This is a genomic window from Pseudomonas hygromyciniae (assembly GCF_016925675.1).
In the GTDB taxonomy this organism is placed as follows: domain Bacteria; phylum Pseudomonadota; class Gammaproteobacteria; order Pseudomonadales; family Pseudomonadaceae; genus Aquipseudomonas; species Aquipseudomonas hygromyciniae.
The window spans coordinates 2,825,145-2,850,458 of record NZ_CP070506.1 but is presented as its reverse complement, the minus strand read 5'-3'; the positions used below and the strand labels follow the sequence as shown (position 1 = coordinate 2,850,458).

At 60.9% G+C, this 25,314-nt stretch carries 23 protein-coding genes; 6 read left to right on the top strand and 17 right to left on the bottom strand.

Annotation, left to right across the window (positions count from 1 at the left end; translation table 11 throughout):
* Nucleotides 1-8 precede the first annotated feature (8 nt).
* From aptA to JTY93_RS12545, 8 genes are all read right to left on the bottom strand, one after another.
* Nucleotides 9-1,334: an omega-aminotransferase AptA gene (gene aptA / locus JTY93_RS12580; RefSeq protein ID WP_154905869.1), complete on the bottom strand. Its 1,326-nt coding sequence runs from the start codon at nt 1,332-1,334 to the stop codon at nt 9-11.
* The gene (locus JTY93_RS12575) at nt 1,331-2,848 is read right to left on the bottom strand and encodes a serine hydrolase domain-containing protein (RefSeq protein ID WP_205477582.1); all 1,518 of its coding nucleotides are present in this window, start codon (nt 2,846-2,848) and stop codon (nt 1,331-1,333) included. Before JTY93_RS12575 ends, aptA begins: the two co-directional genes overlap by 4 nt.
* Before the next feature lie 67 nt (nt 2,849-2,915).
* Nucleotides 2,916-4,196, bottom strand: a complete 1,281-nt coding sequence (locus tag JTY93_RS12570; RefSeq protein WP_205477581.1) for an OprD family porin — start codon at nt 4,194-4,196, stop codon at nt 2,916-2,918.
* A 130-nt stretch (nt 4,197-4,326) separates the two neighbouring features.
* Nucleotides 4,327-5,958 (bottom strand): ABC transporter ATP-binding protein, encoded by a 1,632-nt coding sequence (locus JTY93_RS12565; protein WP_205477580.1) that lies wholly within the window; start codon nt 5,956-5,958, stop codon nt 4,327-4,329.
* Nucleotides 5,959-5,960: 2 nt separating this feature from the next.
* The gene (locus JTY93_RS12560; RefSeq protein WP_205477579.1) at nt 5,961-6,830 is read right to left on the bottom strand and encodes an ABC transporter permease; all 870 of its coding nucleotides are present in this window, start codon (nt 6,828-6,830) and stop codon (nt 5,961-5,963) included.
* On the bottom strand, nt 6,827-7,768 hold the full coding sequence (locus JTY93_RS12555) for an ABC transporter permease (RefSeq protein WP_169997442.1): 942 nt from the start codon (nt 7,766-7,768) through the stop codon (nt 6,827-6,829). The genes JTY93_RS12560 and JTY93_RS12555 overlap by 4 nt, the downstream gene beginning before the upstream one ends.
* Before the next feature lie 11 nt (nt 7,769-7,779).
* The gene (locus JTY93_RS12550; protein ID WP_205477578.1) at nt 7,780-9,348 is read right to left on the bottom strand and encodes an ABC transporter substrate-binding protein; all 1,569 of its coding nucleotides are present in this window, start codon (nt 9,346-9,348) and stop codon (nt 7,780-7,782) included.
* 125 nt (nt 9,349-9,473) lie between these two features.
* Complete coding sequence (locus JTY93_RS12545; protein ID WP_205477577.1) at nt 9,474-10,340, bottom strand: alpha/beta hydrolase family protein; 867 nt, start codon at nt 10,338-10,340, stop codon at nt 9,474-9,476.
* Nucleotides 10,341-10,471: 131 nt separating this feature from the next.
* Between JTY93_RS12545 and JTY93_RS12540 the strand changes: the two genes are divergently transcribed.
* Complete coding sequence (locus JTY93_RS12540; RefSeq protein WP_205477576.1) at nt 10,472-11,350, top strand: LysR family transcriptional regulator; 879 nt, start codon at nt 10,472-10,474, stop codon at nt 11,348-11,350.
* Nucleotides 11,351-11,463: 113 nt separating this feature from the next.
* Nucleotides 11,464-12,030 (top strand): apolipoprotein L family protein, encoded by a 567-nt coding sequence (locus JTY93_RS12535; RefSeq protein WP_205477575.1) that lies wholly within the window; start codon nt 11,464-11,466, stop codon nt 12,028-12,030.
* A gap of 87 nt (nt 12,031-12,117) precedes the next feature.
* On the opposite strand, the gene JTY93_RS12530 is transcribed toward JTY93_RS12535, so the two are convergent.
* From JTY93_RS12530 to JTY93_RS12505, 6 genes are all read right to left on the bottom strand, one after another.
* Nucleotides 12,118-12,879, bottom strand: a complete 762-nt coding sequence (locus JTY93_RS12530) for a 1,6-dihydroxycyclohexa-2,4-diene-1-carboxylate dehydrogenase (protein ID WP_205477574.1) — start codon at nt 12,877-12,879, stop codon at nt 12,118-12,120.
* 10 nt (nt 12,880-12,889) lie between these two features.
* Nucleotides 12,890-13,912, bottom strand: a complete 1,023-nt coding sequence (benC, locus tag JTY93_RS12525; RefSeq protein ID WP_205477573.1) for a benzoate 1,2-dioxygenase electron transfer component BenC — start codon at nt 13,910-13,912, stop codon at nt 12,890-12,892.
* Nucleotides 13,913-13,922: 10 nt separating this feature from the next.
* On the bottom strand, nt 13,923-14,411 hold the full coding sequence (gene benB / locus JTY93_RS12520; RefSeq protein ID WP_169871501.1) for a benzoate 1,2-dioxygenase small subunit: 489 nt from the start codon (nt 14,409-14,411) through the stop codon (nt 13,923-13,925).
* Nucleotides 14,408-15,784, bottom strand: coding sequence for a Rieske 2Fe-2S domain-containing protein (locus tag JTY93_RS12515; RefSeq protein ID WP_205477572.1), 1,377 nt, complete (start codon nt 15,782-15,784; stop codon nt 14,408-14,410). The genes benB and JTY93_RS12515 overlap by 4 nt, the downstream gene beginning before the upstream one ends.
* Before the next feature lie 107 nt (nt 15,785-15,891).
* A complete protein-coding gene (locus JTY93_RS12510; protein ID WP_205477571.1) occupies nt 15,892-16,839 on the bottom strand; it encodes an AraC family transcriptional regulator in 948 nt (315 codons plus the stop codon).
* Nucleotides 16,840-17,538: 699 nt separating this feature from the next.
* Nucleotides 17,539-18,114, bottom strand: coding sequence for a TetR/AcrR family transcriptional regulator (locus tag JTY93_RS12505; RefSeq protein ID WP_205477441.1), 576 nt, complete (start codon nt 18,112-18,114; stop codon nt 17,539-17,541).
* Nucleotides 18,115-18,292: 178 nt separating this feature from the next.
* Between JTY93_RS12505 and JTY93_RS12500 the strand changes: the two genes are divergently transcribed.
* Both JTY93_RS12500 and JTY93_RS12495 read left to right on the top strand, forming a co-directional pair.
* Nucleotides 18,293-19,081: an SDR family NAD(P)-dependent oxidoreductase gene (locus JTY93_RS12500; protein ID WP_154905860.1), complete on the top strand. Its 789-nt coding sequence runs from the start codon at nt 18,293-18,295 to the stop codon at nt 19,079-19,081.
* Between the two features lie 60 nt (nt 19,082-19,141).
* Nucleotides 19,142-20,140 carry an NADP-dependent oxidoreductase gene (locus JTY93_RS12495; RefSeq protein ID WP_205477442.1) on the top strand — a complete coding sequence of 333 codons (999 nt, stop codon included), beginning with the start codon at nt 19,142-19,144 and terminating at the stop codon, nt 20,138-20,140.
* Nucleotides 20,141-20,147: 7 nt separating this feature from the next.
* Here the strand turns inward: JTY93_RS12495 and JTY93_RS29045 are convergent, their stop codons facing one another.
* Together JTY93_RS29045 and JTY93_RS12490 are read right to left on the bottom strand one after the other, a co-directional pair.
* Nucleotides 20,148-20,687, bottom strand: a complete 540-nt coding sequence (locus tag JTY93_RS29045; RefSeq protein ID WP_240344411.1) for a P-loop NTPase family protein — start codon at nt 20,685-20,687, stop codon at nt 20,148-20,150.
* A gap of 28 nt (nt 20,688-20,715) precedes the next feature.
* Complete coding sequence (locus JTY93_RS12490; RefSeq protein ID WP_205477443.1) at nt 20,716-21,699, bottom strand: Lrp/AsnC family transcriptional regulator; 984 nt, start codon at nt 21,697-21,699, stop codon at nt 20,716-20,718.
* A gap of 97 nt (nt 21,700-21,796) precedes the next feature.
* Between JTY93_RS12490 and JTY93_RS12485 the strand changes: the two genes are divergently transcribed.
* Nucleotides 21,797-23,086, top strand: coding sequence for an MFS transporter (locus tag JTY93_RS12485; RefSeq protein WP_070996232.1), 1,290 nt, complete (start codon nt 21,797-21,799; stop codon nt 23,084-23,086).
* An 84-nt stretch (nt 23,087-23,170) separates the two neighbouring features.
* Nucleotides 23,171-24,583, top strand: a complete 1,413-nt coding sequence (locus JTY93_RS12480; RefSeq protein ID WP_205477445.1) for an amidase — start codon at nt 23,171-23,173, stop codon at nt 24,581-24,583.
* A 170-nt stretch (nt 24,584-24,753) separates the two neighbouring features.
* Here JTY93_RS12480 and JTY93_RS12475 read toward each other — a convergent pair whose 3' ends face one another.
* On the bottom strand, nt 24,754-25,284 hold the full coding sequence (locus tag JTY93_RS12475) for a hypothetical protein (RefSeq protein WP_205477446.1): 531 nt from the start codon (nt 25,282-25,284) through the stop codon (nt 24,754-24,756).
* Between the last annotated feature and the right edge of the window lie 30 nt (nt 25,285-25,314).

The following is a 25,314-nucleotide window of genomic DNA, read 5'->3' as shown; positions in this document are numbered from 1 at the left end:
GACTCCCTTCAGGCGACGTGTTTCAGGGCACTCGCCAGGGTGTCGAACACCTGGGCGATCTCTTGTGGGCTGATGACCAGCGGCGGCGAAATCACAATGGTGTCGCCCGAGCCGCGCACCAGCACCCCGTTGTCGAAGCACCACTGCGCGACCTCGCTGCCACGGGCGCCGGGGAAACCTGGGCGTGGCTCGAGTTCCACCGCGCAAAGCAGACCGATCGCGCGGACGTCCAGCACCGCGCCGACACCTTGCAGCGCGAGTGCGGTCGACTGCCACAGCCCACTTACCGCGTTGACGTGCTGGTTGATACCCAATTCACGATGCACCTCCAGGGTCGCCAACCCGGCCGCACACGCCAATGGGTGCGCTGAATAGGTGTAGCCGTGCATCAGTTCGATGACATTCTGCGGCCCGGCCATGAACGCTTCATACACCGCGCCACTGACCAGCACGCCGCCCATGGGCACGGCGCCGTTGGTCAGGCCCTTGGCGGTGGTGATCAGGTCTGGCAGCACGCCGAAGGCTTGCGCGGCAAAGGGCGCGCCGACGCGGCCAAAGCCGGTGATTACCTCGTCGAAAATCAACAGCACGCCGTGCCGTGTGCAAATCTCGCGCAAGCGTTGCAAATAGCCTTGGGGCGGCGCATAAACCCCGCCGGAGCCGGTCACCGGCTCGACAATCACCGCGGCCACTGTGCTCGGGTCCTGGATATCCAGCAGTTGTGTCAGCGCATCAGCGTAACTGGCGCCCTGCTGTGGCTGACCGGCGCTGAAACGCATGCTTGCGTCATAGGGCAATGGCAGGTGCGAGACCTCCCCCAGCAGCGGGCCAAAGTCACGTTTCTGGCGGCCGATACCGGATACCGACAGCCCACCGAAGCCCATGCCATGGTAGCCCTTGGCACGCCCGATAAATTTGGTCCGACGGCAATCACCACGCGCCTGGTGATAGGCCCGCGCAATCTTCAGCGCGGTATCCACCGCTTCAGAACCGGAGTTGGTGAAGAACACCTGCTCCATACCGGCGGGGCTGATGTCGATCAGGCGCTCGGCCATTTCCAGGGCCTGGGGGTGGCTCATCTTGAACGACGAGACAAAGTCCAGGCGCCCCGCCGCTTCGCGAATGGCTTCGACGATTTTTGGCTGGCCATGCCCGGCATTCACGCACCAGAGCCCCGCCATTGCGTCGAGTACGCGGCGCCCATCAGTGGTGGTGTAGTGCATACCGTCGGCGCTGGCGAACATCATCGGTTGTTGCTGGAACTGGCGCATCGGGGTAAATGGCGCCCAGAACGCGCCGCGCGCGGAAACTGAAGGGTTGGAAAGATCGTTCATGGCGACTCCTGCAAAGCGAGGGTTGGATGGCCGGTCAGCGTCGGGCGCTGCAACGGGCCTGCGTTTACGTTGACGCTGCGTTCTACGTACAAGGTGCCGTGTTCGATACGGCAGGTGACCCGATCACAAAACGCCGTCTCGACAAACTGCCAGGTCATGCTCAACACCCCGTCTTCGGTCCAGCGCGCCTGCGCCACCACCGGGGTGAGTGCCGGCTGGTATTGGTGATGCAGATAGTGGCCGGTCATGCTGGTCTGGGTTTCGATGCCGGCGCTCAGCCCGGCCCGGATGCAATGGGTGCCACGGGGGTCGGTGAGGTAAAAGTCACAATGCTCAGGCCCGAAATCCAGCCGCACTTCGCTGACCTGGTCTTCGTTGGCCTGCATGGCAAACGTGCCATTGAATTCAGCCTGGCGCGGCGAACTGGCGGCGCCAGACATGACCGGCCGTTGTTGATGGGCCAGCAGCGCCGCCAGCGCGGCATCCGCCAAGCCTTCGCTGGGTACGTCCAGCGCCGGCAAAAGATGCTCCCAGAGCAGGCTGTGCAAGCGCCGCTCGCCCAGGGCAAGGCCTGCGGTAAAGGCAATCACCGCGTTATGGCGCGGTAACACAATGCACTGCTGGCCAAACACGCCGGAGGCGTAATACCCACCGTGCTGGGTCATCCACCACTGGTAGCCGTAGCCTTCGCGGCGCGTGACAGCCGCGTCGCTCGACTCGTCGCGGCTCAGGTAGCGCTTGCCATCGAAAGCACCCATCCAAACATCATCGACGTGCCCACGGGTCGCTTCGGCCACCCATTCCCGGGACAGTAATTGCTGACCTTCCCAATTGCCGTGTTGCAAGTGCAATACACCGAATTTGAGCAAGTCTTCGGTGCGGCAACTGAGGCCATTGCCACCGGTGTTGAAACCACCAGGAGCCAGGTCCCACTCGATGGGGCCCATGCCCATGGGTTGGAAGATACGTGCGTCGCACAGCTCGAACGCCGTCTGGCCGCTGACTACGCTGACAATCGCCGAGAGCATGAAGCTCGACGCACTGCTATAGATAAACCGGTGCCCTGGCGGGTCTTCAACCGGCTCATTGAGGAACAACCGTACCCAACTGTCACTGCGCCCGCGCCAGGCGCCACCAGAAATGCCCTGGCGATGGCCGGTGCGCATGGTCAGCAAATCCCGCACCGTCATGGCCGCCAGGTTGGCGCTGATGGATGCCGGGCAATCGGCGGCAAAAAAATCCACCACCTTGGCGTCCAACGACAGCGCGCCGTCATCCACCAACAACCCGACGGCCATGGACACCCAGCTTTTGGTCGCCGAATGCTGGACATGCAGGCGTTCGGCGCCATAAGGCGCCCAAAACGCTTCAGCTACCACCGCGCCATCGCGGTACAGCATGAAGCTGTGCAACTCCAGGTCCGCAGCGTTCACCGCTTCGATGAAATCACTTACGCCACGCGCCGATACGCGTTGTTGACTGGGCAGTGCCCGCCGCAACGGCAAACTCGTCATCTGATCTATCCCCTCATTTCCACTGCTTGGGCGTGCAACAGGCTGTTGCTGTTGCACGCCATTACCGCTACCAGAGCGCCACGGTGTAGCCCAGGATCACTCTGTTTTCGTTGGTGTCACGGGCGAAGTTGCTCGTGGCGCTAGCGTTCTGCCAACGCAGCGAGACATCCTTGAACGTGCCGCTCTGCACCACATAGCCGAGGCTCAAGTCCCTCTCCCACTCGCGTCCTTCGCCGTTGAAGCCGATGACCTTGGCGTTGTCGCCCTTGGCATAACGGGTCGAGAACAGCAGGCCCGGAATGCCCAGCGAGGCGAAGTCATAGTCATAACGGGCATGCCACACGCGCTCGCCGGTCTGGGAGAAGTTGGCCAGTTGGTACTCGGTGAACAGGTAGGTGTTGGTGCCGTCCACATAGGTGAACGGCGTCGAACCGTACTGTTCCTGATAGCCGCCGCTGAGGTTGTGGCCGTTGAGGCTATAGCCGATGCGCGTGCTCAACGCCCGGTTATCCACCTTGCCGGCCAGGGCCGCAGCGTCTTCAGTGGCGCTGAAATAGCGGATATCGGTCTTGAACGTGCCAGGGCCCCACTTGAAGCTGTTTTTCAAGCCCAGGTAATGCTGTTGGTACAGGCTTTCCAGTTGCGCGAACTGGTAGGTCACAAAGGTCGTCGGCGTAAGTGCGTACTCGCCGCCGGCGTAGCGGAACTCATCGCTCTTGGCGCTGCTTTTGTAGGCGCCGTACTGGCTGGTAAGCCCCATATCCTCGTAATGGGTTGAGTCGCGCTGCTTGACCTGGTCCAGTTGGCCGGCGGTCAGTGTCAGCTTGTCGATGTCCTTGGAGGTGACTGCGGTACCGCTGAAACTCTGCGGAAACAGGCGGCTCAGGTTCGGCTGCAGCGTCGGCAGGTCAGGCACCATGTAACCCACGCGCAACTCGCTTTTGGCCAGGCGCGCCTTACCGGTGAGGCCCAACTTTGAGTAGTTGTCATGGGCGCGGCGGGCGTAGCTGGGGGAGCCTGGCTCGGCCATGCTCGAGCGTGCCAGCAGCCCGGTGCCGGAGTTGTCCGGGCTCGAATCGAGTTTGATGCCCAACATGCCTACGGCGTCCAGGCCAAAGCCCACGGTACCGTCGGTAAAGCCCGATTCGACCTTGAGGATAAAACCCTGCGCCCATTCGGCACGCTTGTTCTGCCCGCTGGACTCGCGGTAGTCGCGGTTGAAGTAGTAGTTCTTCAACTCCAGCGCCGCTTTGCTGTCGGCGACGAAGTCGGCCTGGGCAAACAAGGGCATGAAACCGGCGCCCATGACGCTGGCACTGGCGACAACTTTGTTGATGCGGTTATTCATGTGTAGGTTCCTGGCAGACAGGTTGAGTGGGGTTGTTTTTGTTTTCTTCGGCCATGGCTTCGCCCGCTTCGCAAATCGTCGATTTGCGAAGGGTTGGGTTTGAGTGCCGTGGCCTGGGGTGCAGCAGTACCTAAATCACGCTGGCACGGAGGCGGTAGCTGCCGTCCGCACGTTTCTCCAAGGGGCTGGCCGCGGCCAGTAGCCGACGGGTGTAAGGGTGTTGTGGGGCATCGAAAATCGTGTCACGCGGGCCCATTTCGACCACCTCGCCCTGGTTCATCACCGCCACGCGGTGGGCGATGCGTTCCACCGCCGAGAGGTCGTGGGAAATGAACAGGCAGGCAAAGCCGTATTGGCGTTGCAAGCGCTCGAACAGTTCGAGGATCTGCTTCTGGATGGTCATGTCCAGTGCCGAAATCGGCTCGTCGGCAATCACCAACTTGGGCCGGCGCACCAACGCCCGGCCAATCGCCACACGCTGGCGCTGACCACCGGAAAGTTGGTGGGCAAAACGCTCGCGAAACTGTTCGGGCAAGCCCACGTCGACCAGGGTTTCGGTGACCCGCTGACGCTTTTGCGCGGCCGTCAGAGCGGGTTCATGGCGCAGCGGCTCGGCGAGGATCTGGCCCACAGTCATACGCGGGTCGAGGGACGAATACGGGTCCTGGAAGATCATCTGGCATTGCAGGCGGTGTGCCCGGTTGGCGGCTTTGAGGATATCCACGCCCTGGAACAGGATCGCCCCTGCGCAGGGGTTGACCAAGCCGACGACCGCACGCCCGAGGGTGGTCTTGCCCGAACCGCTGCCACCGACCAGGGCCAGGGTCTCACCCGGCGCGATACTCAGGTTCACCGAGTGCACCACGCGCTTGGGCACGCTGCGCCCCCAGAAACTGCGCGGCCCCGGGTGTTCGATACACACATCGCGGACCTGCAACAAAGCGCTGTCGGCCGCCGGCAGTGGCACCAGTTGCCCGCGCCGTGGCAGCGCCTCGAGCAATTGCCGGGTGTATTCGGCCTTGGGGGCAAAGAGGATGTCTTCGATACGGCCCTGCTCTACCGCCTTGCCCGAACGCATCACCACGACTTTGTGGGCATAACGCGCCACCAGAGACAGGTCGTGGCTGATAAACAGAATCGCGGTGCCCTGCTCGCGGGTCAGTTCCAGCATCAACTCGATTACGTCCAGTTGCGCCAGGCAATCCAGGGCCGTGGTCGGTTCGTCGGCAATCAGCAGCGCCGGGCGCAGCAACATCACCGAGGCGAGCATGATGCGTTGGCGCATGCCACCGGAGAATTGGTGCGGGTAGGACGCCAGGCACTTTTCGGCGTCCTTGATGCCAATGCGTTGCAGCATGGCGATGCAGCGCTCATGGATCGTCGGCGCATCCAGCGTGGTATGCAGTTTGAGTGCCTCGCTCATCTGCCGGCCAATGGTCAGCGCGGGGTTGAGCGAGACCATCGGCTCCTGGAACACCATGCCGATCCGCGCACCCCGCACTTCACGCATGGCCTTGGCATTGCTGCTGTCCAGCGCCTGGCCCTGGAAGACGATGCGCCCACCGCACACCTGCATTGGTGCCGGCAGCAAGCCAATGGCAGCGCGGGCGGCCATGGTCTTGCCGCTGCCCGACTCGCCCACCAGGGCGACGATTTCGCCGGGGGCCATGGTGAAGCTGAAGTCGTCGACGGCCAGCGGACCATCCACGCCGACGCGAATCTGTAGATTTTCAACGGCCAGTAAAGGCACTGGAGCGCTCATGCTCATTTCCTCATGCGCGGGTCGAGACGATCACGCAAGGCATCGCCGAACAGATTGATAGCCAGCAACGTCAGGCTGATAAAGATGCCCGGGAAGATCCCCAGCCACGGCGCCGTCGAGATGTAAGTGCGGCTGGCCGAGAGCATGCTGCCCCAGGTCGCGGCCGGCGGTGGAACCCCAAGGCCGAGGAAACTCAGGGCACTCTCCGAGAGCAACGCCCAGCCAAACATGCTGGTGGCCAAGACACACAGCGGCGCCAGGCAGTTGGGGGTGATGTGACGGAACATGGTGTACAGCTCGGAGTTGCCGATCACCCGCGAAGCCTCGATGAACTCCAACTCACGCAGCGACAGCACGCTGCCACGTACCACTCGCACCACCGAAGGGGTGTAGGCGATACCCAGGGCGAGCACGATGCCGTACTGGCTGGCGCCGACAATTGCCATGATGCCCAGGGCCATAAGGATGCCGGGGAACGCCAGCAACGCATCGTTGAGCATCATCAGCACCCGGTCGGTCCAGCCGCGCAGGTAACCGGCGAGCATGCCGATCAGCGTGCCGCAGATCACCGCTACGCTGACCGAGAGCAGGCTGATCCACAGGCTGGTACGTGCACCGATGATCAGCCGGCTGAACACATCACGGCCAAATTCGTCGGTGCCCAGCCAATGCACAGCGCTCGGTGCGTGCAGGCGTGAGAGCAGGTCCAGTTTGAGCGGGTCGTAAGGCGTCCACACCACGCCGAGCAATGCCAACAACACCAGTGCCGCGAGCAGGCTGGTGCCGATCAGGGCGTTCAGCGGCGGGTAACGCCGGCGCCGCCGAGGCGGGATCGCCGCCACGCTGGACAAGGCAGGAGTCTTGAGGTTCATAGCTTCACCCTTGGATCGAACAGCGGATACAGCAGATCCACCAACAGGTTGACCACCACATAGATGCAGGTAACCAGCAGCAGGCAACCCTGCAACACCGGGTAGTCACGGGAGAAAATCGCATCGACCATCAATCGGCCGATACCTGGCAGGGTGAACACCGTTTCCAGCACCGCAATGCCGCCCAGCAAGTTGCCAAGGATCAGGCCAATCAGGGTCCAGGTCGGTGCAAACGCGTTGCGCAAGGCGTGCCTGCACAGCACCGCGCCTTCCGACAACCCTTTGGCCCGGGCATGGGCGATGTACTCCAGGCGTAGCACCTCAATGGTGCTGGCCCGTGCCATCCGGGCAATGGCACCGAACTCCACCAGCGTCAGGGTGATGATCGGCAGTACCACATAGGTCAGCGCTTTCATCGGGTCGGTGGCAAAGCCGACGTAACCGATCACCGGCAACCAGCCCAATTGAATGCCGAAGACATACAGCAGCAACAAACCCAACCAGAAGCTGGGTACCGACAGCAACAACGTTGCCGTCGCCACCAGGCCCAGGTCCATGGCGCTGTTTTGCTTCCAGGCTGCGAGCAAGCCCACCGGCACTGCAAGCAGGGTCGCCAGCAATACCGCCACCAGCACCACGGTCGCACTGACGCTGAAGCGCTCGAGCAGCAACTCCAACACCGGCTGGCGGCTGCTGATGGACACGCCGAGGTCGCCACTGAGCACCGACTTGATCCAGATCAGGTACTGGGTCACCACCGAGTGGTCAAGCCCCAGGCTGCTGCGCATATCGGCCAGGCTTTGCGGGTCGGCCATGTCGCCGAGCATCAAGAGTGCCGGGTCGCCGGGGATCAGGCGGATCAAGGCAAACACAATCACCGAGATCAGCAACAGGGTCGGCACCGCCATGCCGAGCCTGTGCAATATGAATCGAAACATAGCGCTACGCCTTACTTGGAAGTGTCGAGCAGCTTCACGCCCCACAGGCGCGGCTTGGCAACAGGCCAGGAACGATACCCCTCGACGCGCTTGCCCATGGCGCCGATGGCCGTGCCGTTATAGATAACCACCATGGGTACATCCTTGAGCATCAGCGTGTGCAGCTGGTCGAACAGTGGCTGGCGCTTGGCGGGGTCAACTTCACGCTGGGCCTCACGCAAGATGGCCAGGGCTTGGGGGTTGTCCCAGACCTTACGCGGTTCCTTGGCCTTGTCGCCGATCACCGATTCGTAGCTTTGCGCCGCATCGAAACGTCCCGAGTAGGAGAACGACATCATCTGGTAGCTACCGGTCTGGTAACGCTCCAACTGTGTGCCCCACTCCAGGGTTTCCATCTCGATGTTCAGCCCTGCCGCCTGGGTCATGGCCTGGCTGAGCAAGCCCATGTCGAACATCTGCGGGTAGCGCTTGTTGACCAGCATGCGGATTTTTTCACCGCGGTAGCCGGCTTCCTTCAACAGGCGCCGGGCCTCGTCGAGGTTGTAGGTATAACCCTGGTGCGCGGTGCTGTCGTAGTACGGGCTCGCCGTGGGAATGATTGAGTTGTTGACCACCGACAAACCATCGGACAACGCCGCCACCATCTGCGCGTAATCCAGGGACAACGCCACCGCGCGACGGATGCGCACGTCCTTGAGCAGCGGGTCGCGGGTCTGGAACAGCAGCCCGCTGATGGTCATGATCGGGCTGACCTGGATCTGCAGGTTCTTGACCTGCTTGAGTTGTGCGGCATCCATTGCGGTCACGTCCGGCAGCAGGTCCACGCCACCCGACAGCAACGCTGCCTTGGCCGAGGCCGAATCGGGGATCACCTCAAACCGCACGGTGTCGACAAACGCCTGCTTGTTGCCGGTGTAACCATCCGCCTTGTCTTCGGCACGTGGGGTGTATTGCTCGAAGCGATCCAATTCGACGTACTGGCCCTTCTGCCACTTGCCCAGGGTGAACGGGCCGGTGCCAATCGGTGCGCGCCAACTGCCATCGGCGGCCAGGGAGTCTGGATGCAGGATGCCGCTGCCCGCGCAATCGGGGCGGGCCATGGCGGCCAGGAACAAGCCATTGGCCTGATCCAGGGTGAATACCACGGTTTTCGGGTCGGGGCTGGCGATATCAACGATCTTGGCCGCACCGCGCCCATCGAACTCTGCCAGGCAACGCCATTGGGTCTTGGGGTCCAGGTAGCGCTGCCAGGTCCATTGCACGTCCTTGGCCGTCAATAGCTGGCCGTTGTGAAAGTGCACGCCGTCACGCAGGGTAAAGGTGTAGCGCAGGCCATCCGCCGACACGTCAACCGCGCTGGCGAGCATCGGGGCGATGCTGGTGTCTTCACGGTACGCCACCAATCCTTCGACGATATGCATCATCACCGCGTCGGTGTTGTCGTCACGGTTGACGCCTGGGTCGGTGCTGCGGATATCACCGTTGAGCCCGACGCTGATGACCTTGTCCTGGGCAACGGCCATGGAGACGGTGCACGCCGACATTACGACGGCCAATGCCGTCTTTACGTAACTATTCACGGGAGAAAGACTCCTTGAAGGAATTTTCCGGTCAGTGGCGGGAGCCAAGGCAGGACCGGCATCAGAATGAGTGAATCCTTGGTTATTGTTATGCGGTCTGTTCTGAGTGCATCACTTGCGGTGTATCAGCCCAGGCTGCGCTTGTGGCGCAACACCTTGGCGAAAAAATCCTGGGCAGCCGGCATGGCCTTGATGCCCTGGTGCGCGACGTTGGGCAGCAAGTCGAAATGCACCTGCACACCGGCAGCCTCGAAGCTGGCCTTCAAGGTAGCCAGGCGCTCGGGGCGCGTACGCCCGGCAGCGTTGGCACCGGCCATGAAGTGTTTGCCGCCTTCACGGTGGGTAATTTCCCAGGTTTCGAGGTCCGAATCACCTACCACCATATGCACGGGCAATCGCTGCAAGGCTGGCAGGTTCAACGGTTTGCCAAAACGCGTGGCAAAGTCCCGCACGCCGACCCACCAGTCCTGATCGGCATCGAGCAGGGTCACCGAGCCCGGCGCGCCGATGGACGCCGCCCAGAGCTTTTCGGGGTGCAGGTAGCAGAAGCGATGGGTGAATTGCCCACCACCGGAATAGCCGAACAGTGCAAAGGTCTCGAAGCTGCGACCGTAGCGCTTGCCAACGCTGGCAATCATGTCCAGTAGTACTTGGTCGTAACGGATATCGCCTTCGACTATCTGCTTGTAGCCATCACCATTGCCGTCGCCCAGCACGCCGACCGGGAACAGCGGCGACAGGATCACACAATCGTTCCAGCGGCCAAATTCCGCGAAGCCATTGCGGTAAATCTCCATCGCACGGGTCGAGCCGTGCAGCGAGACCACCAGGTCTACTGGCCGGGCGCTGTCCTCGATGGCTTCAGGCACGTAAAGGGTGTAGGCAAACCGGCTGTCCCCAGGGTGGGAGTACACGGTGGTCGCGCCGAGGTGATACACGTTTTTTGCCGCACGTAATGCTGCGTCTTCAGGGCTGATATCTGGATTGCTCATTTGGAAAGTTCGCCGAGTCAGTTCGGACTTGAGTATTGGTCGAGCACTATAAAAAGAAAAACTAATTTAACTTTAGCCAGAGTAAACAAAACCTTTACCATGCAGTCACCCCCATGAACACGGTCCTGCCCATGAGCAACATTCGTTTCTTCAAGACGTTTATCGCCGTCGCCGAGTACGGCAGTTTTGCCGCCGCCGCCGACCGTGTGGCCCTCACCAACGCCGCCGTTGGCCAGCAAATGCGTGCCCTCGAAGAAGAGATGCGCCGACCGCTGTTCGACCGCAGCCAAAGACAGGTCAAGCTGAGCCGCGATGGCGTGTTGTTGCTGCCCAAGGCCAAGCGCCTGTTGGCGGACTACGAGCAAATGATTGCCGAGGCCCCCGATGACATGGCCATGGAGGGTGAAGTGTCCATCGGCGGCATTACCTCCGGCATGGGCCTGCTCGCCAATTGCCTGGTGCAACTGAAAAAGCTGCACCCGCGCATATCGGTCAACCTGATGACCGCCCGCTCCGAAGAAGTGGTCAGCCTGGTCCACGCCGGCAAGCTCGACGCGGCATTGCTGATCGAGACGGCGCGGCAGAACTTCGACGGGTTGAGCTGGACCCTGCTCTACAACGAGCCCATCGTCATGCTCGCCAACACCGCGCAAACCTCCGGTATCGACGACGCCGTGGAATTGCTCAGGACCCAGCCGTTCATTCGCTATGACCGCTCCACCGCCGTAGGCCGCAAGGTGCAGTCGATCATCAAGAGTGAATCGGTCGAACCGTTGGAAATCCTCGAGCTGAACTCGATCATCGGCATCGCCGACCTGGTGCGCCAGCAAGTCGGCGTGGCGATCGTACCGCTGCTGAAGAACTTTGACTGGCACAAAGACCCCAGCCTGCGCGTATTGCCGCTGCCGGGGGACCTGGCGGTACGCCGGGTAGGGATTCTGGAGCAAGGCACCAAAAGTGCGATTACCGGGGAAATTCGCAAGTTGCTGATGTCGGCGGTGGCGAAGTGACCGTGACCGCATCATTGCCGGTGGTCGGGCTGCACAGGGGTTGAGGATCAAGCGTCGGGTTCATCGTTACGGGCGCCACGCGCAAGGGAGAGGATAAAAAATCCACCACCTATTTGACCGGCGGCACCTCGCTGTTGATGACGGCCGCCCTTGTGGGACTTGCCGCGTCTTCTCTCGTCACCGGCATTGCCTCATTGATTGTCAGAGACACCGCCCCCGAGGCGTCCAGCATCCTGGCTTGGGTGTCATTGGGCACCGGAGCGTTAGGCGGACTGGCCACCGTGGCGGGCAAAACGGCGCAGTTAACCGCCTACCTGGGACGGTCTTTCCCGGCAGCCGCCAGGAACCTCATCAGCAAGGCGTCCAAAGCGCTGATCAGCCCCCTGAAGCAGTCCAGCCTGGGCCGGGGGTTTGAACGCTTCTGGGCAAAAGCGCTGCCCAGCCCCGCCGTCAGCATGAATGGTCCCTACGGTGAACTCTCACTGACATCATCACAGGGACTTTCTGGTCTATTCGATCTCGGTGATGTGAATACCCTCTCGTTCGTAACCGCCGGAGTCCTGGGGAATCTGGAACTCCTGGAATCTGAACCCGCTCAACTGGCCGACACATTTGTCGGCGATATAACCTGGTTGCCCTTCGGCAGCTGGGGATCGTTATGGCTGGTCAGGGGCCGCTGAATCCGGTCCGGGGCGCACACAAGCGAGCAGGGCCTGACGCCCTGCCCGCTTGGTGTTGTGCGTCAATGTCTGCAGGTAAAACGCGAATCAGCCGAGGTCGCCACCGCCTACCGGCAAGGTCACGCCGGTGATATAGGAGGCTTCGTCAGAGGCCAGGAACAGGATTGCGCCCACTTGTTCGTCGATGTTGGCGTAGCGCTTCATCAGGCTGCTATCCAGGGTCTGGTCGACGACCTGCTGGTACCACACGCGCTCCTGCTCGCTCTGCGGCTGGTTATTGCGCGGGATGCGCCGCGGCGGTGCCTCGGTGCCACCGGGCGCGGTGGCGTTGACGCGAATGCCACTGCCAGCGGTTTCCAGGGCCAGGCAGGCGGTCAGGGCATTCACCCCGCCCTTGGCCGCGCCATAGGGCACGCGATTGATCCCGCGCGTGGCGACCGAAGACACATTGACGATGGCACCGCTGCCCTGCTCCAGCATGTAGGGCAGCACGCAATGGCAGCACCACAGGGTGGGGAACAGCGAGCGGCGCACTTCGGCTTCGATTTGCGCCACCTCGTAGTACTCAAAGGGCTTCGCCCAGAGGGTCCCGCCGACGTTGTTGATCAGAATGTCGATGCGCCCAAACCGTACCTTGGCGGCGGCCATTACCTCGGCACACTCGGCATGCTGCTCAAGGTCGGCGGTCAGGGCCAGCAGCCGGGCGTGCTGCAACTCGTGCACCAGTTCCGAGCGATCGACGGCGACCACCCGGGCGCCCTCCTCAAGCAACCGTTCGGCAACGCGCCGGCCGATACCCTGGGCGGCGCCGGTGACCAGCGCAACCTTGGAGTCAAAACGTGGAGTCATGCTGATTTCCTCAGGCCGCATCAGAGCTGGCGACAACGTTGGGGGTAAATTTCTCGTAATGAAAACAGGCCGGGGTCACACCCAACTGCTTGAAGTACTGGCGCACCGCATCAACCATCGGCGGCGGCCCGCACAGGTAAACGTCCACATCGCCGCCATTGAGAACGTCGCTGGCCATATGCTGGGTGACATAGCCCTGGCGCGGGTGCGCGGTCTGCGGGTCGGCCACGCAGGTGACAAGCGTGAGGTTGGGCAACCGCCCGGCGAAGGACTCCAGGGCCTTGACCAGCACCAGGTCCTGATCCCGGGTCACGCCGTAGATCAGCGTGATCGGCCGGGTTTCCCCGCGCAGGGCCAGCACTTCAAGCATCGACAGAAACGGTGCCAGGCCGGTGCCGCCGGCCAATAGCAGCAGCGGCCGCTGCACCTCACGCAGGTAAAAACTGCCCAACGGCCCGGTCATCGCTACGCTATCGCCCGGCTGGGCACGCTCCAGCCAGCCGCTCATCAACCCGCCCGGTACATGCTTGATCAGGAAACTGGCGTGGGTGTCGCCAGGGCGGCTGCTGAATGAATAGGCGCGCGTCTGCCCGCTGTCGGGCACGCCGATATTCACGTACTGGCCTGGGAGAAACACCGGAGCCTGATCCAGTTCGAAACTCACCTGCAGTGCGGCATCGGCGTGGCGGGTGATGCCGGCCAGCGTCGCGACGAACTGCGTAGTGCCGGTCTTGCATGCACTGGACGGCACGGGCACGGCAATCACGCAATCGGACTGCGGCACCATCTGGCAGGTCAGTACTTGGCGCTCCTGGGCTTCGTCCGCGCTCAGGGCGTCTTCGATATAGTCGTCGCCCAAGTCGTAGGCGCCGGTTTCACAGCGGCATTTGCAGGTGCCGCAGACGCCATCCGAGCAATCCATGGGCAGGTTGATGCGTTGGCGAAAGGCGGCGTCGAGCACCTTCTCTCCCACCTTGCAGTCGATGAAGCGGGTCACCCCATCTTCGAAGTTCAGGGCAATGGCATACGTCATGGCGGTGTCCTCAGATGTGGTAGATGTCGATGACCTGGTGGATGTAATCGTTTTTCAGCACCACCTTCTTGCGCGTGATCAGCGGCTGCTCGCCGCGTATATCCAAGGCATAGAACGAGGTGCCGAAGTAGCTGTCGGTGGTCTTGTAGCGGTGGCTGAGGGTGTGCCAATTGAAGCGCAGCTCGACCTGGGCACCATCGTCGGCCAGCACTTCGAGGTTGCACAGCATGTGCACGGTGCGTGGCTCGGGCGTGCTGGCGCTGGAGCGCTCGGTCTTGATGCGGAAGATGCGGTCTTCCAGGCCGTCACGGCTGGGGTAGAAGATCAGCGAGATTTCGCTGTGCGGATCTTCGGTGAGGGTGTCGTAGTCATCCCAGGCGGGCATCCAGAACTGCGCCTTGGGGGAATAACACGCCAGCCATTCATCCCACTGGCGGTCATCCAGCAGGCGGGCTTCGCGGTAGAGAAAGTCCAGCAGGCGCTCACGGGACAGGCTCATGGCTGCACCTCCCGGTCGCTGGCGATCAGGCCTTGCTGTTCACGCTCGATCGCGCGCTGCAGGCTCTGGGCCCAATGCGCATGCTGGCGTACGAACAAGCCTTCGTCTTCGGTCTTCACCCCGCTCAGTTGCGGCTGCATGCCCATGGCCCTGGCGTTGTCGTCCGCCCCCTCGACCCACTGCTTGGCACCCCGGCTCAGGTCATTCCACAAGGTGCTCGCGCCCTGGTAGCCGGTCTGGCAGGCACGGAACTCTTCCAGGTCATCTGGAGTGCCCATGCCGCTGACGTTGAAGAAGTCTTCGTACTGACGGATCCGCGTCGCCCGCTCCTGGGGGCTTTCGCCAATCGGCGCCATGCAATAGATCGTCACCTCGGTTTTGTCCACCGCCAGCGGCCGCACCACGCGGATCTGCGTGGAGAACTGGTCCATCAGGTACACATTGGGGTAAAGGCACAGATTGCGGGTCTGGTCGACGATAAAGTCGGCGCGTTCCTGGCCCAGGCGTTCGGCCAATGCCGCGCGGTGGGCATGTACCGGCCGCACCTCGGGGTTGAGCAGGCGCGTCCACAGCAGGATATGCCCATGATCGAAGGCGTAGACCCCGCCCAGGCTTTTCGACCAGCCATTGGCATCGACGGTGCGCGTGCCTTCGGCCTCGTAATTGCGCCGGCCCATGGTTGCCGAGTAGTTCCAGTGCACGGAGCTGACGTGGTAGCCATCGGCGCCGTTCTCGATCTGCAGCTTCCAGTTGCCGTCGTAGACATAGGACGAACTGCCGCGCAGCACCTCCAGGCCCAGGGGCGCCTGGTCGACCATCTGGTCGATGATGACTCGGGTTTCGCCCAGGTAATCGCTCAGTTCCGGCACCGCCTCGCTGAGGCTGCCGAACAAAAAGCCGCGGTAGTTTTCAAAGCGCGCCAGGCGCTTGAGGTCGTGGGAACCCTCGCAGTCGAAGCTGTCCGGGTAGGCACCGGTCTTCCCGTCCTTGACCTTGAGCAGCTTGCCGGCGTTGCTGAACGTCCAGCCGTGGAATGGGCAGGTGAATGAGCCTTTGTTCCCCTGTTTGCGCCGGCACAGCATGGCGCCACGGTGGGCACAGGCGTTGACCAGGCCATGCAGGATGCCCTGCTGGTCGCGGGTGATGACCACCGGTTGGCGGCCGATCCAGGTGGTGTAGTAGTCGTTGATCTCGGCTACTTGGCTTTCATGGGCCAGGTAGATCCAACCGCCTTCGAAGATGTGCTTGATCTCGAGGGCAAACAGGTCGGGGTCGGTAAAAATGTCGCGGCGGCAGCGAAACACCCCGGTCGCGGGGTCTTCCTGGACGGACTCGCGCAGTTGTACGGCGAGGCGGTCGAGTGTACTGGTCATGGGGCAGGCCCTCCGTTGTTCTTGTATCAGGCGCCCTCACCGTACGTGTTCGTCCCCTGCCCCAATATCCACTTCCTGCAAACCTGTATCCGGCTGGCGCAAGCGGCTCAGCGATGGCGCTTCCAGGTCTGCGAAGGCAGCTCGCCAAAGCGTTTGCGATAGGCCTCGGAAAAACGCCCCAAGTGCACAAAGCCATGGTCCAGCGCCACCTCGGTCACGCTACGCGCGCTGGTCAGTTGCAGGCGCGCATGCACCCGTTCCAACTTGCGCCGGCGCATATAGTCACGGGGCGAAAGGCCGACCTGACGCTCGAACAGGCTATACAGCGAACGCTCGCTGACCTTGGCCACGGCCATCAGTTGCTCGACGCTGATGTCTTCGCTCAAGTGCTCCTCGATAAACTCGCGCACCGCCTCGAAGCCGCCGCCTTGGCCCACCTGGGGCACCACCCGCAACACGTTACTGGTCAGCAGCGCCAACAGCTTATTGGCCACGATCCGCTCGTAAAGGCCTTGTACTTGCGGCTCGGCGGCGTTTTCCGCTTCGTGGCAGATCAACCCGAGCAACTGTAGGAAGCCGTCCATTTCACTCAACGCGTGGCGCGCCGCGGCAAACCGGATACCCGCTTGGGGCAGTGTCCAGTGCTGCGCCAGGCAAGCGTTTTCCAGCAGGCGCACCGGCAACTTGATGATGAATTTCTCGCAATCGGCGGAATAGGTCAGGTCCACCGGGTCATCGGGATTGATCAGCAAGATCTCGCCCGGCCCGAAGATAAGCACCTCACCCCGGGAATTGGAGCGGCAGTGGCCTGTCAGCAGGATCTGCAGGTGGTAAATGGTTTCCAGCGCCACCGACGTGACCTGCACCGGCGCGCCGTAGCTGATACGGCACAGGTCCAGGCTGGAAAAAGTCCGGTGGCTGATACTCGCCATGGGCCGGCCCTTGGGCGGCAGGCGAATACAGTGGCTGCCCACATGCTGGTTGACGTAATCCGACACGACATAGGCATCGGCACCCTGGAAAATCTGGCTGCGCTCACTCAATAGCACGGTCATGGTGCGCCTCTTTATAGTTATTGGCCTCAGGCTGAGGCGTGGCGTGGCGAGCGTCCAATATGGATAAGGTCTAAAGGGATACCCTGGAGGTATGGTGGGCTGATTGCGGCTTGATAATGCGCACTAGGCCGGGCATCAGGCGGCGGGCCACCGGCTGCATGGCGACACGTCTTGATACGTGTTGGCCGATGCCGAGTTGCGAAGAGGGGGCCCCCCGCTGGACTGCGCAGCAGCCCCGAAAACAGCCACCTCGGTGTATCTGGCGGAGCTGGGTGAGGCTATTGGGGCGGCTTCGCCACCCAGCGCGGGGCAAGCCCGCTCGCCACGAAAAGCCAGCTGTTCACCCCCTGTGGCGAGGGGGCTCGTCCCTGTTGGGCTGCAACGCAGCCCCAAAACCAGCCATCCCGGTATATCTGGCAGAACGAGGTGAGGCTATTGGGGCGGCTTCGCCACCCAGCGCGGGGCAAGCCCGCTCGCCACGAAAAGCCAGCTGTTCACCCCCCTGTGGCTAGGGGGCTTGTCCCCCGCAGGGTTGCGTAGCAACCCCAAAACCAGCCACCTTGGTATATCTGGCAGAACGGGGTGAGGCTATTGGGGCGGCTTCGCCGCCCAGCGCGGGGCAAGCCCGCTCGCCACAGGTCAGTACTGGCCCTTAGTTCAGGGCAATTGGGCAAACAGCTGTTTATGAAAGGCATGAGCCTACGACTGAGTAGGTAATGATTCGCTCATTTGCGTGTGACACACCGCCAGAATTTCATCGGCCAACGCCGAGTCGTCAGGGCAGGCGCGCGACAACATGATCGCACCGACCGCGCGCGCCAGCAGGTCGATCATCTTCACCCTCGCCTCCCCCGGCGCCGCATCCGGCCCGGTCGGGTATTTTTCACCGAGCGTTTGCAACATGTGCTCGATACCTTCAGCGAAGGCCGATTTCAACTCGGTGGACTGACGCGCCGCGTCACCGCACAACGCTGCCAGGGTGCAACCCGTGGAGCGCCCGTCGCGATGCTCCCTGGACACGTACACGTCAATGAAATCCTTCACGCTCATGGCTTCGGCGCTGGCCAATGACTGCGCAAGACTGTTGGCCGACGCTTGCGCCATCAGGTCAGCCTTCGAGCCAAAATGTTTGTAGAAACCGCCGTGGGTAAAACCGGCGGCGGCCATCAGGTCGGCCACGCCGACACCATCAAAACCGCGCTCGCGAAACACCTCTGAGGCTGTTTCGACGATGTGCTCCCGATTTGCCTGGGCCTGGGCCTTGGACACTCGCATATTCGATACCTCTGCACCGCTGAAATTCATCAGCCGATCATACATAGATGCTGATCATAATCAAAACTGTTGACAGCTTAGATTTCGATCATCATCCTAAATGCCAGCGACATGCCCACCGAATCAGGGTTATCGCTGCAGCAATCCCAATCCATATTCCAGACCAAGAGCCCACATCATGACTACTCGCCCTACCGTTCTCATCACTGGCGCGTCCACTGGCATCGGCGCGGTTTACGCCGAGCGTTTCGCCCAACGCGGGCACGACCTGGTGTTGGTCGCCCGCGACCATTCGCGCCTGGAAACGCTGGCTGCGACGTTGCGTGGCGAACACAGCGTCGCCATTGAAGTGCTTCAGGCCGACCTGACTCAACTCAGCGACCTGCACACCGTCGAAGCGCGCCTGCGTGATGACGCGCGCATTGGCATCCTCGTCAACAATGCCGGCGCCGCACAGTCCGGCACGTTCATCGAGCAAAGCACGGATAGCGTTGCGCAACTGGTGGCCCTCAACACCACCGCGCTGGTGCGGTTGGCCAGCGCCATCGCACCACGCCTGGCCAAAGCAGGTGAAGGCGCGATCATCAATATCGGCTCCGTGGTGGGGCTGGCACCGGAGTTCGGCATGTCGGTCTATGGGGCGACCAAGGCGTTTGTGCTGTTCCTTTCCCAAGGCCTGAGCCTGGAGCTTTCGCCTCAGGGGGTTTACGTGCAAGCCGTATTGCCAGCCGCCACCCGCACAGAGATCTGGGACCGCGCCGGTATCGACATCAATACCTTGAGCGAAATCATGGAAGTGGGTGATTTGGTCGATGCGGCGCTGGTCGGCTTCGATCGTCGCGAACCGGTGACCATTCCCGCGCTGCAGGAAGGCGAGCGCTGGGATGCCCTGCAAACCGCACGTCAGGGCCTTTTGTCGCAAATCAGGCAATCCGCCGTGGCGCAACGCTATTTGACGCAAGTCTGACGATTATCGAGCCGGCCGGCCTCACCCCACTCTCGATCCACCGACAAGGGCAGCTGCAACATGAAGGCATTTTTTATCGAACGCTACGGCAAGCAGAACGCAATGATTGGCGACATGCCTGACCCGGCGGTGGGTGCGCACGACGTGCTGATCCAGGTGCATGCGACCAGCGTGAACCCGTTGGACTCGAAGATTAAAACGGGGGACTTCAAACTGATCCTGCCCTATACCTTTCCATTGGTACTGGGCAACGACCTGGCCGGAGTGGTCATTCGCACAGGCGCGGCGGTGGAGCGATTCAAGCCGGGAGACGAAGTCTATGCACGGCCCCCCGAGGCGCGGATCGGGACGTTTGCCGAAATGATCGCCGTGGACGAAAACGCCCTCGCGCTAAAGCCGTCGAACCTGGACATGGCCCAAGCGGCGTCCATCCCCTTGGCCGCCTTGACGGCCTGGCAGGCGCTGGTCGAGACCGCCCAACTGAAAAAAGGCCAAAAGGTGCTGATTCATGCCGGATCCGGCGGTGTCGGCACGCTGGCCATTCAACTTGCCAAACACCTCGGGGCCTTCGTCGCGACCACCACCAGCACGGCGAACGTCCAATGGGTGAAAGCACTCGGGGCGGATGTGGTGATTGATTACACACATCAGGATTTTGCACACGAGTTGCGCAATTTCGACGTGGTGTTGCACAGCCTTGGCACCGCGCTACTGGAGAAGTCGCTCAAGGTGCTCAAGCCGGGCGGACAGCTTATTTCCCTTTCGGGGCCGCCGACTGCGCAATTTGCCCAAGCGCAAGGCTTGTCCTGGGTGCTGGGGCAAGTGATGCGCCTGCTGAGCAGCGGCATTCGCAGGAAAGCGCGCAAACAGGGGGTGAACTATGCATTTTTGTTTATGCGTGCCAACGGGACACAACTGCAGAAAATCACTTCGCTTATCGAGACAGGTGTCATCAAGCCGGTCATTGACCGATCGTTCCCTTTTGAGTCCATAGCAGAGGCGCTGCGGTACGTCGAACAGGGTAGATCGAGAGGCAAAGTCACCGTGACAATCAGGTAAGCGCCGATCAATCTCGCGGAGCCGGGCGAGTCGAACTTCCAATGCTTGCGAGAAAAATCCTGGTGTCCCGATTGGACCGCAGATGAACCACACGGCAAGCGGCTGGTGCAGTTGCCACGAGGTGCTGCATCTTTGCCCGCGCTGATTTTTTCGTCCGCCACATGAATGCAAAAAACTCCGGCAGGTTCGCCAGCAGTTCGGGGCAGCTCTCGGGCAAGTCAGGCCGAGACTTCCCGCGATGGAGCAGCGCTCTGAGCAGGACGCGCAAGAATCGAAGCGGCGCTGAACGATCAATCCAGATCAAAAGATCTGCACGGGCCACTCGGTTGTCCCACGTGGCTGAATGGCCACCCTCGAATATCCAGTTATCGCGGGCCTCGACCTCAAGACAAAGCCGCGTCTTCTCGTCCCAGGTTCGTTCAACCCATCCTGGCTGCCAGTGGATAGTGTCGATATGAACCACTGGCAATCCGGTGCACTGGCCAAGCTTACGCGCCAACGTGCTTTTGCCAGACCCAGGTTGGCCCACAATCATCACACGTTGCATACAAACTCCTTGTCGATGGGCCGCAACACTACTCAACCATAAGCCCGCGACGCACGCGCCCCGCTCTTTTGTAGGCTCTTACCACCGTATTGGTCTCACAAGAAATGATCCCCTCCAGGGCCCCCATTCGCGTGGTTGAGACACTCCACAGATCATGAATATCGCGACACAACACATGCCAAAACAACTGCGAACCGCCACTGGTACCAAACAGGCAACGCGTGTGTTCATCCTTTGCCAGCGCCTGGGCAATCCCCTCCGCCGCACCCGGTCGGGTTTGCAGCGACACAATCGCCTCGACCCCGTAGCCCACCAACAGAGGCTCCAGTTCCACGCGAAATGTGAGGGCATTACTGTCGACCAGCCCACTTAGCATGCGCTGAACCTTCGGTTCACTGACGCCGCAGGTTTCAGCAAGCACGCCCAGGCTGGCCCTTCCATCCAGCATTAACGCGCCCAATAGCCGCATTTCGTTAGCACTCAGGCTTACCGGCCCGGCCTGCACCGGCTCAGTCGGCACCGAACCATCGATACGCCAGCGACTGGCTCGTCTAAACGATCTGAGGACCACTTGCGTTTGCACCTGCCTTACCCCCGGCACCAGCGGCAACTCCTGCACCACCATGTCAGAAAGCGCTTGCACACTGGGTAAGTTGATCTCGGTGAAGATGTCGAACTCTCCCGTTGTCGCCATGACCACCTGGGTCTGCGGCAACTGCGCCAGATGCTCCGCCACTTCCCGCTGGCGCCCGTCGGCTACCCGGATCCATGCATGCAGCACCGGGCCGCTCCCGACGACAACCGGATCAAGCTCGCCGATGACCCGGATGTAACCACTGTCCATCAAGCGTTGCAGGCGCCGCGACAGCGTACGCTCCGCCACATCGCAGCAGGCACTCAGATCCCGCCAGGTGCCACGAGGATTGGCTTGCAGTGCAATCAGGCAGGCCAGATCCGTTTCATCCAGCGCAACATGTCTTTTTTCATCCGTATCAACGGTTGACGAGACCATATTCTTACAATACCTTCGCTCAAGTGGCTAAATTAAAACAAAACAAGGCCGCACATGTCTAAAAATAATTACAATTCAAACCCAAAGGCACAAGCCAATGAATTATGCGACTCAAACGTCCCACGCGGCAAAGCCGCAGGTATCAACCGCGCGCAAAATTGCTGCTGGCAGCATTGGCAATGCGGTGGAGTGGTTTGACTGGACGATCTATGCCTCGTTCGCGGTGTTCTTTTCCACACAATTCTTTCCGAAAACTGACGAAACGGCGTCACTGCTAGCGACTTTCGCTATTTTCGCAGTAGGTTTCTTCATGCGCCCCATCGGTGGTTGGGCCCTGGGAATCTACTCTGATCGCTATGGCCGCAAATCAGCTTTGGGGGTCACCATCATGCTGATGGCCGGCGGATCACTGATGATCGGCATTACCCCCACCTACGAGCAGATCGGCCTGCTGGCGCCGGTTTTGCTGGTGATAGCGCGACTGATGCAAGGCTTGTCGTTGGGCGGTGAATACGCGTCAGCCTCTACTTACCTGGCCGAGTTAGCACCAGACCACCGTCGCGGCTTCTTTTCGAGTTTTGTATTCTTTAGTTCCGCCGCGGGCATTCTGACCGCTTCGGCGATTGGCTGGGCGCTGACCACCGTGCTCACCGACGAGCAGATGCGAGAGTTCGGCTGGCGCATTCCGTTCTTGCTCGGCGCCTTGGGCGGTATCGCAGGCATTTGGTTGCGTATGTCGGTGCCTGAAGCAGAAGCCTCAACGCAAAAAACCAAGAAGGTAGAGAAGCAACCGCTGCGCACCCTGCTGCGTGATTATCCGCGCGAAACCCTGCGGATCGTCGGCTTTTCGATCCTCAGCACCTTTGCCTTTTACCTGTTCGTCATCTACATCCCGACCTATGCCATCCGGGCACTGCACGTAGAGTCCTCCACAGCCTTTGCGGCGAATACGGTGGCAATGGTCGCGTTCATGCTCGTGCACCCACTCTTCGGCATGCTCTCGGACAAGTTCGGGCGCAAGCCGCAACTGATCGCTTTTGCCTTGGGTTACCTGCTGTTCTTCTACCCGATTATCACCAGCATGCAGCCGACGTTCTCATCGATCCTGATGGTGGAGTTGTTCGGCCTGTTGCTCTACGCGCTTTATACCTCGATTGCGCCCGCAATCATGTCGGAACAATTCCCGAGCAGCGTTCGCGCCGTTGGTATTGGTGCGCCCTACAACCTGATGGTGGCATTGCTCGGCGGTACCACGCCTTATCTGCTGACCTGGCTGCAGAGCCACGGTCAAGAGAGCTGGTTCTTCTATTACGTGCTCGCAGGCGCAGCGCTCACCCTGATTACGTTCATCAAAATGCCAGAAACAGCCGGGAAACCACTGAAATAGCCACTGGCTCGAACACCGCGATGCGATCCCCGTGAACGACTGTCGAACACGGGGATACCAATCCACATATCTTAGATAGAAATTATGCACGAACCATCCGAAGCCCTTTGTTTCCAGACTGCCCTGCAGATTGCCCATCTGATCGCTACCCGGCAGACCACCTCACGCGCGGTCACGCAGTACTTTCTGGACCGTATTGCTTGCAGCAGTGCGCTGAACGCCTTCACCGTCGTCTTCGCCGAGCAAGCCCTGGCGGCAGCCGATGCCGCCGACCGCGCACTCGATAGCGGTCACCCATTGAGCCCCTTGCATGGCGTACCGGTTGCCATCAAGGACAATATCGAAATCGCCAACACCCTGGCGTCGGCAGGTTCGTTGAGCCGCCTGACCACGATCAGCGCCGTGACCAGCACCGTCGCGCAACGATTACAGGCGGCTGGAATGGTGATCGTGGGCAAGACTCAAATGACCGAATTTGCCTTCGGTTTATCCGGCCAGAATCCGACCCGAGGCACGCCCTGGAATCCATGGGACGCCAAGCTGCATCGCGCCCCGGGCGGATCTTCTTCAGGCGCGGCGGTAGCTGTCGCAGCAGGACTTGTACCCATTGCCGTCGGTGGTGATACCGGCGGATCGATACGCGCTCCCGCCTCGTTTAATCATTTGGTCGGTTTCAAACCGTCCAGCGGGCTCATCAGCTTGGACGGTGTTGTTCCACTCGCGCCAAGCCTGGACGTGCTGGGCCCAATCGCCCGCGACGTTTACGACGCACATGCACTCACTGCCATCATCGCGAGCCCGTATACCGGCAATGGGTTGAACGTTCAGGCTGAACTCGCAAATGAGCTGGTGCCAACCCAGCCGGGCACAGTGTGCGTACTGGACCCCCGTGCGTTCCCCAGCGCGCTGTGCATCGGCGCACGCCGGGTATGGGATCAAGCCTTGATCAACCTGAGCACGGCCGGCTGGACGCTGGAGTACTGGGTTCCAAATGATGAGTTGGAGATCGGTCGGCTTTCCGAGTGCAACTCGATGATCATTGCTTATGAGGGATATCGCGAGTTTGGCCACCTTGCACATGACCCCGCGCAGTTACTCTGGAAGGTTGTACGCAATCGAATCCTTGCCGGCGCGGATATCAGCCGTGACGCCTACGAAAACGCGTTTGCGCAGCGTGCACATGCAGCCGAGGCATTCACGCGAGCGATCGGCTCATCCGGCGTTCTGTTGATGCCTGTCAGCGGTCACGGCGCCCTGCCCCTTGATGACCAGGACGCTGATCACGCCAGTATCGGCAAGTTCAGTCGAGCCAGTAACTACCTCGGCACACCGGCAATCGCCCTCCCCGCTGGATTCGATGAAGCCCAGATGCCGATTGGCGTGCAGTTGCTTTCCCCAGTATTTACTGACATGCACTTACTGAACATCGCGAGCGCGATGGCACCTGCACTGTTACTTGACGAACGCAAGCCTGAGCTTGGGCGATGGGGGCTTTAAGCCGCACCTGACAGAACCTCTCCAGTAAGGCTTGCGCAGGTGTAATCCACGCAGGCCATTGTAGAGGGCTGCACTTTATTGACTTATCAAGCAGCAGGTCGCATGCCAGGTAGTCGCAAGCGATCCAATTTCTGGATGCGCTTGAGGTGGGCAAACAATATCGATAGGGATCATGTAGCAATGTAGGCAAGAACCGGCTGGAGGCAAGTGAGCGGCGGTGCCGACTCAAGCATGTCGGTAGATTCACACCATGGATAGCTGCGACCTTGAAGCCAATCCATTATTTTGCGCATATGCAGGGAAGGACACTCCAACATGTGTTCGATCGTAATGGACAGTTGAATAGCCAGGCCGCTTTGCGGTGAAAAGACCCAATGATATTCCCCGCAGCCTACACGTAACTCTCCAGTCGCCTTTGTTGACATGCCAACCAGCCATTTGCACTTATGAACATTTGCGTCGGGCTTTGGAGGGGTACCGAAGCAGAATGTATAAACGTTCTCATATTGCAGGCTAAAGCTGCGTACCAGTACTTCAGCAATATCTTCGCGGCCCTGGACGCTGGGAGGAAACAGGATGGTGCTTGTCTTCACTAACACGTTAAGAGTGGCGTCTGGACTGAAAGCATGCTGCAACAAGTCAGGCCGATTTCCGTCCTTGCCGAAGATGTAGTTCTCAATCGCGCTGGTTGCATTGTTCATGTACAAATCCTAGTACTGCTACAGGTAGGC